Raw genomic sequence first — 11,365 nt, forward strand, 5'->3', positions numbered from 1 at the left:
TATTTTACAAAGGTACGAAAATAAAGAAACTTCTGAAGAAGAGCAAACGCAGGCCTTTTTATTTCTTTACCTATAGATATAAAAGATTCTTCCGCGAAATCGCGGAAGAACCAAACACAAATGATGAAAAAAAAATATTTAGTTTAGGGGGTTACTTTTTTGGTGGTGGAGCAATTTCTCCGTCAACTAATGAAGCTTCAGGATTATTTGGCTCTTCTTTTACAGGATTATCATTAGTTTTGTTAAATGAGTTATTTGAAGAGTCCTGTACTTTTTTTAAGGTTTCGATTTCTTCCTGTGAGAAAACATCGTCTGCCTGTCTGCACGAGTGTAATGAAATGGCAGTAAATAAAACTGCGGATATAAAAGCTATTTTTTTCATTCGTTTAATTTTTACAAATGTATCCCGGAAAGAGAATATAAAACAAATTTACAAACCGTTAGTTTATAAAAAACAGCAGGTATATTATAAAATTCCTGCTGTGATTTTAAAAAAATTACAGTATTATTGTAAAGAATTCGTTCAGCAATAAACATATATCACTATTAATCAATTAGTAAGGTTTCATGCAGTTGAAAAACATCTTCGCAACTATTTTTCTTTTTACCGCAATTATTTTTTCGCATTTTTCTGCGCAAAATATCTCAAAATCTAATTTGAGCAACGAGGAAATTGAAAAAAGGATCGATGAAAACAGTGGTAATCCTGCACAAATGTGGGAACTTATCAATTTCTATATTTCTAAATCCAAGAAAGAACAAAACAATGAGGCGTTATTTTATGCGTACCGCTATGCAAGTATGGCGAGCAATTATCCTTCAAATATAAAATATGCAGACAGTGCCTTAAAAACAGCTAAAAAATCTGAAATAAAAAAAATAATTATCGATGGTTACCTCAATCATGGAAATATCAATATGGCTGAAGAATTCTATGAAAAAGCATTGGATGATATATTAATTGCGAATAAACTTTCCCAAGAATCGGGGAATGAGTATATATTTAATAAAACCATTTATTATATTGCACAAAACAAAATTTATCTGGGCCAATACGAAGACGCTAAAAAAGAACTTCTAATATGTCTTAAATTTTTTAAAGCAAACTTGCATAATAAATCCTCATTGGGAAAAAACTATGAAATGTATTACATCTATTCGTTAATGAGCCTTATAGATTCTAATACAAAACTTGGACAATTTGCTGAAAACAAAATACTTTTAAAAGAAGCTTTCGACTATATAAAACTGAATAAGCTTGATCAATATCTCCCCTATTTTATTTCTTCTGAAGGTACCAATGCATATTATTCTAAAGATTATAGCACTGCAATTTCCAAATTATCAGAAGCGATCAGATTATATAATGACCAGTGGACTCATAATACTGAAGTTTTTTATTTAGGACTTTCTTACTGGCATATTGGCAAAGAGCGGCTGGCCATTAAATATTTAGAGGAAATCGATAAGCATTACGAAAAAACAAAAAAGCTGGATCCACAATTCAGGTCAGCCTACGAGATTCTCATTAAATACTACAACTCCACCGGCGACACAAAAAAACAGCTGGAATATATCAACAAACTGATGTTCCTGGACCGGTCCTACGAAAAAAATTATAAATACCTCTACCAAAGAATTGTAAAAGAATACGACACCAAAAAATTAGTCGCCGAAAAAAACAGAATCGAAAATACACTTCAGAAACAGAGAATTATCTTCGCAGCCATATTTTTATCCCTGCTTACTGCATTTCTATTTTTCGGATTCAGGATTTACCGGGAAAAACAAAATTATAAAAAGAGGTTTGAAGAAATTATCGCCCGCCAGAACAGTAATAACGATCATACTGAAAATGTTATAACATACGAAAATGGTATAGCCAACACACCAAAATTCGATTACGATTTCTACAATAAAATTTCGGGTCTGAACCCCATTTTTGTTGAAAACATTTTAAAGCAGCTTGAAACCTTCGAAAAAGAAGAAAAGTTTCTTGATCCACAGATTTCGCAAAAAACGCTGAGTGAAGAATTAGGCACCAATTCAACTTACTTCTCCAAAATCATCAATACCTACAAAGGCAAAAACTTCACGCTTTACATCAATGATCTTCGGTTAGATTATATTATTGACCGTCTGAAAAATGATGTGAAATATATTAATCTCGATGTAAAAGAGCTTGCTGCGATCGCAGGATTCTCGAGTACCGACAATTTTTCCGACAATTTCCGCAGGAAATTCGATCTGAAACCTTCTGTCTTTATCAAAATGATGAAAGAAAAAATGTAAATTCCTGTATTAAAGTTCAAAAAATTGAAAACAAAAAAAACGGCGCCAAATTAATTTGGTGCCGTTTTCTGTAAAACGTAAAATTTAAAATTATAAAATCAATTTTTAAGGTTAGCAGTAAGGTCTAAATCTGATTCTTTAATAAATGCATCAATAATTTTAAATGCTCTCTGTTCATCCTTCAGGTTTACCATTAATTTTATGGTGTTCGCCGTAGGTGTAGTCGTAAATGACATGTATTTATCGTTTAAAAACGAAACGATTTTGGCCGCATCCAAACGGGATTTTACCAGTTGAATTTCTGATGGACTCTCGCTTTCAAACACCGATACTCTTGTTTCTCTTTCCATAATCTCTTCATTTAGAGCAATAAATATAACTAAAATTTCTTAAAGAGAATGTTAAGTTTTTATTAAATTTATTATTCAGTACCTAAGATTATATTTTATTTACGCTGGCCGCAATTTTATCAAGCGCAATCTGGATTTCTTCCTTAGTCACATTAAGATGCGGACGGAACCGTATCGATTGGTCTCCACAAGCCAGTATAATTAAACCGTCATCATACAGTATTTCGCGCATTCTGTCACGTGCAGCACCATCCGGCAGATTGATGGCACACATCAAACCGCGGCCTCTCGCAGCCGAAATTTTATCCGGGAACTGCTGCTGAAGTTTTTTAAGTCCTTCCAGAAGATACTCGCCTACCACTTTTGCGTTTTCTACAAGATTTTCTCTTTCAATAACTTCCATGGTCAGCTTGAAGCGCATCATGTCCACGAAATTACCGCCAAAGGTTGAATTGATGCGGGAGCTTTCTCTGAAAACGTTGTTCGGAATTTCATCAAATTTTTCCTTGTTCGCCAAAACACCACAAACTTGGGTTTTCTTTCCGAAAGAAATAATATCAGGTTTCGCAGTGAAATGCTGGAACGCCCACATTTTTCCTGTAATGCCGATACCCGTTTGCACCTCATCGAAAATCAGCAGAATTTCATTCTCGTCGCAGAGATTTCTTAAACCCTGGAAAAATTCATCCCGGAAATGATGATCACCACCTTCAGCCTGAATCGGCTCAATAATAATACAAGCCACCTGATCAGGATTGCTGAGGATGGCTTCCTGAATATGCAGCAGAGCCAGTTGTTCATGCTTAATAGTTTCCTCTAAATTTTCTTCGGTAATGGGGAAATTCAGATGTGGATTAAGGATTCTCGGCCAGTTAAACTTCGGAAAATACTGATATTTTCTTGGGTCTGAAGTATTGGTCAAACTTAAAGTATAACCGCTTCTGCCGTGAAATGCCTGCTTGAAATGGATGCATATTCCGGCTTCAGTGTCCAGCCCTTTTTCGAAGTTTTTTCTCGTTTTCCAGTCGAAGCAGGCTTTCATTGCATTTTCTACTGCCATGGTTCCGCCTTCAATAAAAAAGGTGTACTGAAGTTCTTCAGGAATAGCAACTCTTGAGAATACCTCCATGAAATCTGCAAACTCCTGGGAATAAACATCAGCCAAAGTTGGTTTGTTTACCGCCATTTTGCCGAGCCAGGCAGATTTTTCAACAAGATAAGGGTGGTTGTACCCAATCGACGCCGACCCGAACATCGAGAACATATCGAGATATTCCTTTCCTGTATTCCGGTCATGAATCCAGCTTCCGTGAGATTTTTCGATGTCCATTACAAAATCGAAACCGTCGGCGAGCATGTGTTTCGAAAGCGTTTCCTTTACTTTATTTGTTATTTGCGGTTGAGGTGCAATTGCGTTCATATTAATACTGTGATTTAGTGTTGGTTAAGGTTAAAATTTTAATTGCGTCGGTTTTAAAGATCGAACTTAATTCCCTGTGCAAGCGGCAGACTGGTGGTATAATTAATGGTGTTGGTCTGGCGGCGCATGTAATATTTCCATACATCCGAACCGGATTCGCGGCCGCCACCTGTTTCTTTTTCACCACCGAAAGCACCGCCGATTTCAGCGCCGGAGGTCCCGATGTTTACGTTTGCAATTCCACAGTCGGATCCTGCCTGGGAAAGGAAAAGTTCAGCTTCGCGGAGATTCTGCGTCATGATTGCAGAACTTAATCCCTGCGGAACATCGTTCTGTAAAGCGATGGCTTCATCAAGTGTTTTGTATTTAATAAGGTATAAAATTGGTGCGAAAGTTTCGTGCTGCACGATTTCATAAGAATTTTCAACTTCAGCGATGCACGGTTTTACATAACAGCCGGAGCTATAATCTTCGCCTTCCAACAGCCCGCCTTCTACCGCGAATGTTCCGCCTTCTTTCTTACATTTTTCAATGGAGTTGAGATATTGTGCAACAGCATCTTTATCAATCAGCGGTCCTACATGATTGTTTTCATCGAGTGGATTGCCGATTTTAAGCTGTCCGTAAGCTTTCACCAAACGGTTTTTCACTTCATCATACACCGATTCGTGAATAATCAAACGTCTTGTAGAGGTGCATCGCTGTCCGGCAGTTCCCACAGCACCGAAAACAGCCCCGATTACCGACATATCCAGATCGGCATTTTCGGTAATGATGATGGCATTGTTACCTCCCAATTCAAGGATTGATTTGCCGAATCTTTCTGCCACATTCTTTCCAACGATACGTCCTACGCGCGTAGAACCTGTAAAAGAAACGAGGGCGATATTTTTATCATTTACGAGCTGTTCACCAATTTTATGATCGCCTACGATCATCGATGAAATTCCTTCCAGAAGGTTATTTTCCCTTAAAACCTCAGAAATAATATTCTGGCAGGCGATGGCGCAGAGCGGTGTTTTTTCTGAAGGCTTCCACACGGTTACGTTCCCGCAGATCCACGAAAGCGCTGTATTCCAGGACCAAACTGCTACCGGAAAGTTGAAAGCGGAAATTATCCCGACAATTCCCAGCGGATGATACTGCTCGTACATTCGGTGGCCCGGTCTTTCGCTGTGCATGGTGTAACCGTGAAGCTGTCTGGATAAACCAACCGCGAAATCGCAGATATCGATCATTTCCTGAACTTCGCCTAAACCTTCCTGCAGAGATTTTCCCATTTCATAAGAAACCAACTTTCCGAGATCATCCTTATACTCACGGAGTTTAAGACCAAACTGACGTACCAGTTCGCCCCTTTTGGGTGACGGAATCATGCGGAATTCCTTATAGGCAGCCTTCGCAGTTTCGATGACTTTGGTATAATCTTCCGCACTTGCGGTTTTTATTTCTGCGATAAGTTTTCCGTCTGTAGGAGAGTAACTTTCGAGCATATCCCCAGAGGCAAAGTAGCTGCCGCCGGAAGAGACGCCGTTATTCTGCTGAGATATTCCTAAGTTTTCAAGTGATTTTTCAATACCGTAATCGGTGGTTTTACTGGACATAAATATTAATTTGAGTTGCCTTTAAAGATAGGGTTTTTAGCTAAATCTGAAAAACTTTTAACAATTTTAATCAGGAATACCAATGAATCTGATTTAACTCAGTACCATGTCTTGAACAGGTGGCAAAGAAAATGTTTATTTTTGCTCAAATTGTTAATATGGAAAATCGGCAACCTGGAAACAACGGAAGTTCTAAATTTAAATTATGGTTTAAGCGTGTCGGAATCGGCGGTTTAATATTTTTTACCCTCAAGGGAATTGTGTGGCTTTTTGTCTTTTATTTCGGTGCCGAAATGTTTCAGGAATGCGCTTCAAAATAAATTTATCCAGATCTTAGATAAAGGAAATCTGTTTAACAGCTCCGTTAAAATATAAAAACAGAATCTGAAACGGGAATATTAGCTTAAAATTTTCTCAAAAGCCCTGCGCGCCGAACCACGGAAATAAACTTCACCGCAATACGTGTATCCGAGCTTTTCAAGAATCCTAAGCATCGCCGTATTATCGAAATTCGTATCAACTTTTATACTGAAAACACCGTTCTGACGGGAGTATTCTTCAATCCTTCTGAAAATCTCCGTTGCAATGCCTTTTCCGGCAGCCTCATCAGACACCGCAACACGGTGTACCACATTGAAATCAGCGTCTGAAAGCCACTTGCCTTCAATAGCTTCGTAAGCAGGTTCGTCATTATAAATTACCGCGGCATACGCCACAACCGCATTGTTCTCCGTAAGTACATATCCGATTCCGTGCGCAATATCGCGCTCCACCGTTTCGGGATTGGGATAGCCGTCCTGCCACTGCCGCGATCCGTCATTTTTCCGCCGCACAATAGCCTGCTGAAGGATCTGCCATATTTGCCCTGCATCTTCAGGTGTCGCCTTCCGGAAATTGATTTCTGAATTCATTGTTTGCTGATGATGTACCACAGATTGGGTGGTGTTCTGCGTAATCCAAGCTTTTCTGGTAATCCAGTATTCCACATTATTCCGGTCCGGTTCGCCGTGGTAAGCGACTACAATTTCACCTTTCAGTTCTGCGCCCAGTCTTTCCATAGCCTTGCGGGAGCGCCGGTTTTCAGCCCCGACATGAAATTTTACCAAATCTACATACTGGAAAATATAATCAAGCATCAGTTTCTTGGCCTGAGGATTGAGTTTGGAACCCCAAAATTTCGTTCCGTAAAAAGTATAGCCTATAAAAACTGAACGTTCCTCTTCACTATACTCATAAAACCGTGTACTACCGGCCACTTCCCCACTTTCTTTATCAAGAATAAGAAATGCCCCACCCGACATCATCGCTCCTTCAAAGAAATTACGGAACGGTTCCCTTTCGCACCGGTTTTTGTTCGGATGCTGTGCCCAGATTTCCGGATCTGAGGCCACCTTATAAAGCCGTTCAAAATCACCTTCCTGAAGAGGAACCAATTTTACTTCACTATTTTCTAAAGTGGGTTGCAGAAAGTTTTCCATAGCTTTTTTTCAAAGATAAAAATTTTAAGAATTATTACCTTCCGTTAAAATAAATGACCTTTAAAAAAGAATCGATTTTTCTAACTCCAGCAGTTTCTGTTTGCGCCAGATTCCACCGCCGTATCCGGTGAGCGTTCCGTTGATGCCGATGACTCGGTGGCAAGGGATGATGATGGAAATTTTGTTGAGACCATTGGCATTTGCCACGGCCCTCACCGCTTTGGGATTACCCAGAATATTCGCCTGTTCCTGGTAACTTCTCGTTGTTCCGTAGGGGATTTTACGAAGGACTTCCCAAACACTTTTCTGAAAATCAGTCCCCACGGGTGATAGAGGAACAGTAAAATCCTTGCGTGTTCCTTCGAAATATTCAGCAAGTTCTTTTTCTAAAGTTTTGAAGTGCTGATTTTCACCCTGAATAATGTTGGCATTAAAATGTTTCGAAATCTCTTTAAGTTCCGTGGGCAGTGCTTTCCTGTCGGAAAATTCAAGCATACAGATTCCGTGTTCATCAGCGCAGGCGATCATGGTTCCGAGCGGTGTTTCGATTCTTTTTAAATCCACCACTTTTTCACTTTTCGACTGCTTTGGTGAAACGCCAAAGATATTTTTAAAACTTTCATTAAAACCACTCAGGCTCTCATAACCGCTTTCGAAGGCTGTGTCGGTCACATTCCCGCCCAAATTCAGTTTCTTAAAAGCTGAATTCAGCTTAAACATCCTTTGGAAGGCATGAAATGTAATGCCGTGATTCTTCATGAACCACCGGCGTACGGTTGCGGGTTCCAGACCTCTTTTCACCAGATCGTAATCCCTGAATTTCAGAGAAGGATCCGCCTCCAGTTCGTTCAGCAAATGCTGAATTCCTTCAGGAGTTTCGTTGGGATTTGCAAGTGGTTTGCAGACTTTGCAGGGCCGGTATCCTTTCAGGATGGCATCTTTGGTGTTGGTGAAAAATTCCACATTTTCAAACTTCGGTTTGCGTGCCGTGCAGGTAGGCCGACAGAAAATCCCGGTGGTTTTCACGCCCATCCAGAAAACGCCTTGGAATTCGGGGTTTTTGTCGACAGAAGCCTGATACATTATTACGTTAGAAAGTTCCATTTTGTAAATTTATAGCAAATTTAGGTCGGTATATAAAACTTTACAACCGAAAAATTGACAGGTATTTTTTGGTACTGAATAAAAAAAATGTCTCAAAAGATTTAGACATTCAGTTTATTTCCTGCGGGTGTCCGTAAACTCATAAGAGTCGTTGTTCATTCCGACACTGATACTTTGGGATTTGAATTTTATCTGGTTTTCATTGAGCACAGAATAGGTATACACATCTGTTTTCCCTGATTCTTCATGATATTCGTAGAATTTATTTCCTTCGATCCACCAGTTTCCGGTTTCCTGGGTTTCCTGGGTTCTGCCGTTTTGGGTAAAAACAAAGTCTAAAATGAAAGTGCCGTCTGCATTCCGTGTCATATCCCATTTTTTCGACACGCCGTCAATCTGCTGATCTTTTTCAGAGCCGGACCAAACGCCAACCAAGCGGTTATCGATTTTCTTTCCGTTCTCTAATGTTGTCATCTGGGTGGAACATGAAATGGCGAAAATCATCATCAATACAACCAACAAACCCCAGTTTAAAATTTTCTTCATATTTATTTACTAATTATTTCTTTGCCGCAGCGTCACGTTCGATCTGGCGGATTTCTTTCAGCTTTTCAACCACTTTGGTAACGGTCTCAGGATTTGCAGCTTTTACGGGAACGGTCACTTTGGTCTGGTCCCATTTCACCACCATATCCATTGCATTATCGTCCACAGGATTAAGTTCGATGCCGAACCACTCCTGCTTTTCCGACAATTTCTGTACGGGCACGGTAATGTCGGTTACATTAAGTTTTTCGTCGTAGGCGTAGGCTCCCCACTGCAGGGCATCTTTGTTCAGGATGACTTTCCACTCCTTCTCTGCCGGAATTACAAACAAACCGTAAGATCCTGCGGGCACTGTTTTTCCTCCGAAATTTACTGCCTGCCCAAAGGTAATTTTAGTCGCGCCATTGGCACCGGCTCTCCACACCTTATTATAGGGTACAAGATCACCGAAAATCTTCCGCCCTTTTACTCCGGGTCTTCCGTAATCCACTGAAATTTTAGTGGTAGAAAACTGCTGTTCCACCGTTTGTCTCGGACTGGCAGCCGGAAGCGTGTGCTGAGCATAGGCAAAAAAGGTTGAGGAAATAAAAGCTGCAATCAATAGTTTTTTCATTCTTATAATTTTTTTTAAAGATAGAAAATTATCGGTAAACGAAAACATATCTTTAAAAGCTTGTCGTAGGGTCAACAAATATTTATTCATTTTTCCTTAAACCGGTTTCAGGAATTCGGTATATTCCTTTTTAACAGTTTCCGGTTACACTACCGTAAGGGCTTCTGCGTGGGAAACATGTCGTATTCTACAGAGATTTGTTCTGCTTTTTTCATCGCAATATGTTTATTACAATATTGTAAAATTTTAACGATGTTTTAAAAGTTTTTTTGAAACATATCAAAGCATTATTTACGGAACTTCATGCGGACTTATCAGACTTCGTAACCAACAAACGCGCCCAATACGGACGCGTTTTTGTATAAACAGCTCTTGATTTAAATTCTGTTCCATTTTAAAACTCATGAACCGAAACAGGTTTTTCACAGTGGTTTTTGAAAACCCTGAGCAGACCAGTCTTTTTTCATGTCCGGTTCAATTTTTCCGGATTCACTTTTATGGTCATAAAAAAAACCTGTTACAAAGAATGATTAACAGGTTTTGTAAATGTTCCGTTATTTAAGAAATTTTGTAGATGCAGCGATGTTCCCCGGACCGAATATGCTGTACCCTTTCCATTTGAAATCCGGTGCCAATCAACTTTCTGAAATTTGATAATTCGGCATCGCAAAACCCGTGACATTCTGCAGCAGCCGCACCAATCGGGCAATGGTTCTCTATAAAAAAGTATTCCCCGTTTTCGGCCTTCCATTCCGCCATATACCCTTCTTCTGAACGTATTTTGCTGAGATGCTCCAGCCGTTCTTCCATGGTTTTGCTGTGCTGTATTTGCTGTTCATACCGTTGGTAAACCTGGTTTTCACGATCATTGATCATTAAATCTACCGCATTTTCACCCAACAGTTTTTTTACAGAACGCAGCAGTTCTACCGTTACCGTGGCATGGGTATTGGGAAATTTTGAAAGTCCTTTCTGAGATAAAGAATAATAAGTAACCGGCCTGCCTACGCCTTCATTTTTCTGGATGCTTTTCACCAAATCCATTTCTGTAAGTTTCAGGAGATGTAACCGGGCACCCTCTTTGGTTATTCCCAGTTCCATAGCCAAAACTGCTACAGAAATCTCGCCGCGCCCCTTTAAAATCATTAAAATACGATCGGTCACACTTTTCTTCATTTCATTCAAAATACTTGTTAAATTATGAAGGGCAAAGATAATCAATCTTAAGCAACCATAACCTATTCAAATAAAAAATTGACAAACATGATAAAAATCCTATGTATTAAAACAAGTTTTTTTTTGTTTTATTATCTTGTTTAAGGTATCTTTGAACTGCATATTAATCAGAAATATAAACTTTTAAACTTTTATGAGTATGAAAAAATTAAAACAACTCTCAGTAACAGCAATTGCAGGGATGATGATGGTCGCCTGCGGACAGAATAAAACCGAAGAGCAGGTAAGTACAACTGCTGAAACCGAAACCGTAACCCCAGCAGAGCAACCTGCCGCCGCACAGGATCAGGATACCATCGAAGTCGCCCTGAATGCTGAAGACGCGATGAAATTCGATAAGAGCGAAATTAAAGTTCCGGCAGGGAAACTCATCCGTCTTACCTTACACCATGTGGGGAAACTGCCAAAATCTTCGATGGGGCATAATTTTGTATTGCTGAAACAAGGTACTGATGTTACCGCGTTTGCCACCAAAGCCGTACAGGAAGGAAAAGCGCCTGATTTTGAAGTTCCTGAAAGTTTGTTACCCGAAGTTATTGCACATACCAAAACCATCGGTGGCGGAGAAAGCGTGACGATTGAGTTTACGGCGCCTGAAGTAGGCAGTTATGATTTTATTTGCTCATTCCCGGGACACGCCGCAATGATGAACGGCAAACTGATTGTAGAATAACAGCCGTATTCTAAAGAATTAAAAATTCTATATCAAAACCCTTCCCTAC

Annotated in this window: 11 protein-coding genes; 2 read left to right on the forward strand and 9 right to left on the reverse strand. The window is 39.6% G+C overall.

The window, feature by feature from the left end; all coding sequences use genetic code 11:
- Positions 1 to 151: 151 nt before the first annotated feature.
- Complete coding sequence (locus tag OK344_RS09860) at positions 152 to 382, reverse strand: hypothetical protein (protein WP_265144635.1); 231 nt, start codon at positions 380 to 382, stop codon at positions 152 to 154.
- A gap of 275 nt (positions 383 to 657) precedes the next feature.
- Between OK344_RS09860 and OK344_RS09865 the strand changes: the two genes are divergently transcribed.
- Positions 658 to 2,292: a helix-turn-helix domain-containing protein gene (locus tag OK344_RS09865; RefSeq protein ID WP_265144636.1), complete on the forward strand. Its 1,635-nt coding sequence runs from the start codon at positions 658 to 660 to the stop codon at positions 2,290 to 2,292.
- Positions 2,293 to 2,390: 98 nt separating this feature from the next.
- Here the strand turns inward: OK344_RS09865 and OK344_RS09870 are convergent, their stop codons facing one another.
- The 8 genes from OK344_RS09870 to OK344_RS09905 all read right to left on the reverse strand — a co-directional run bounded on the left by OK344_RS09870 (position 2,391) and on the right by OK344_RS09905 (position 10,583).
- Positions 2,391 to 2,642: a DUF2007 domain-containing protein gene (locus OK344_RS09870; RefSeq protein WP_088468988.1), complete on the reverse strand. Its 252-nt coding sequence runs from the start codon at positions 2,640 to 2,642 to the stop codon at positions 2,391 to 2,393.
- Positions 2,643 to 2,730: 88 nt separating this feature from the next.
- A complete protein-coding gene (gene lat / locus OK344_RS09875) occupies positions 2,731 to 4,062 on the reverse strand; it encodes an L-lysine 6-transaminase (protein WP_265144637.1) in 1,332 nt (443 codons plus the stop codon).
- A 53-nt stretch (positions 4,063 to 4,115) separates the two neighbouring features.
- On the reverse strand, positions 4,116 to 5,666 hold the full coding sequence (gene amaB, locus OK344_RS09880; protein ID WP_265144638.1) for an L-piperidine-6-carboxylate dehydrogenase: 1,551 nt from the start codon (positions 5,664 to 5,666) through the stop codon (positions 4,116 to 4,118).
- Positions 5,667 to 6,064: 398 nt separating this feature from the next.
- Complete coding sequence (locus OK344_RS09885; protein ID WP_306400486.1) at positions 6,065 to 7,144, reverse strand: GNAT family N-acetyltransferase; 1,080 nt, start codon at positions 7,142 to 7,144, stop codon at positions 6,065 to 6,067.
- A gap of 60 nt (positions 7,145 to 7,204) precedes the next feature.
- Positions 7,205 to 8,248, reverse strand: coding sequence for a bifunctional transcriptional activator/DNA repair enzyme AdaA (locus tag OK344_RS09890; protein ID WP_306400487.1), 1,044 nt, complete (start codon positions 8,246 to 8,248; stop codon positions 7,205 to 7,207).
- Between the two features lie 114 nt (positions 8,249 to 8,362).
- The gene (locus OK344_RS09895; protein WP_265144639.1) at positions 8,363 to 8,794 is read right to left on the reverse strand and encodes a lipocalin family protein; all 432 of its coding nucleotides are present in this window, start codon (positions 8,792 to 8,794) and stop codon (positions 8,363 to 8,365) included.
- Between the two features lie 13 nt (positions 8,795 to 8,807).
- Positions 8,808 to 9,407 (reverse strand): DUF2911 domain-containing protein, encoded by a 600-nt coding sequence (locus OK344_RS09900; RefSeq protein ID WP_265144640.1) that lies wholly within the window; start codon positions 9,405 to 9,407, stop codon positions 8,808 to 8,810.
- Positions 9,408 to 9,965: 558 nt separating this feature from the next.
- The gene (locus tag OK344_RS09905) at positions 9,966 to 10,583 is read right to left on the reverse strand and encodes a helix-turn-helix transcriptional regulator (RefSeq protein ID WP_265144641.1); all 618 of its coding nucleotides are present in this window, start codon (positions 10,581 to 10,583) and stop codon (positions 9,966 to 9,968) included.
- A gap of 199 nt (positions 10,584 to 10,782) precedes the next feature.
- Between OK344_RS09905 and OK344_RS09910 the strand changes: the two genes are divergently transcribed.
- The gene (locus tag OK344_RS09910; protein WP_265144642.1) at positions 10,783 to 11,316 is read left to right on the forward strand and encodes a plastocyanin/azurin family copper-binding protein; all 534 of its coding nucleotides are present in this window, start codon (positions 10,783 to 10,785) and stop codon (positions 11,314 to 11,316) included.
- The last annotated feature ends 49 nt before the right edge of the window (positions 11,317 to 11,365 follow it).

The sequence above is a fragment of the Kaistella yananensis genome, assembly GCF_026107505.2.
Taxonomy (GTDB): domain Bacteria; phylum Bacteroidota; class Bacteroidia; order Flavobacteriales; family Weeksellaceae; genus Kaistella; species Kaistella yananensis.

Coding starts and splice junctions, on each gene's coding strand:
- OK344_RS09870 (WP_088468988.1), bottom strand. CDS start 2,642: ATGGAAAGAGAAACAAGAGTATCGGTGTTTGAAAGCGAGAGTCCATCA.
- OK344_RS09890 (WP_306400487.1), bottom strand. CDS start 8,248: ATGGAACTTTCTAACGTAATAATGTATCAGGCTTCTGTCGACAAAAAC.
- OK344_RS09895 (WP_265144639.1), bottom strand. CDS start 8,794: ATGAAGAAAATTTTAAACTGGGGTTTGTTGGTTGTATTGATGATGATT.
- OK344_RS09885 (WP_306400486.1), bottom strand. CDS start 7,144: ATGGAAAACTTTCTGCAACCCACTTTAGAAAATAGTGAAGTAAAATTG.
- OK344_RS09910 (WP_265144642.1), top strand. CDS start 10,783: ATGAAAAAATTAAAACAACTCTCAGTAACAGCAATTGCAGGGATGATG.
- lat (WP_265144637.1), bottom strand. CDS start 4,062: ATGAACGCAATTGCACCTCAACCGCAAATAACAAATAAAGTAAAGGAA.
- OK344_RS09900 (WP_265144640.1), bottom strand. CDS start 9,407: ATGAAAAAACTATTGATTGCAGCTTTTATTTCCTCAACCTTTTTTGCC.
- OK344_RS09860 (WP_265144635.1), bottom strand. CDS start 382: ATGAAAAAAATAGCTTTTATATCCGCAGTTTTATTTACTGCCATTTCA.
- amaB (WP_265144638.1), bottom strand. CDS start 5,666: ATGTCCAGTAAAACCACCGATTACGGTATTGAAAAATCACTTGAAAAC.
- OK344_RS09905 (WP_265144641.1), bottom strand. CDS start 10,583: ATGAAGAAAAGTGTGACCGATCGTATTTTAATGATTTTAAAGGGGCGC.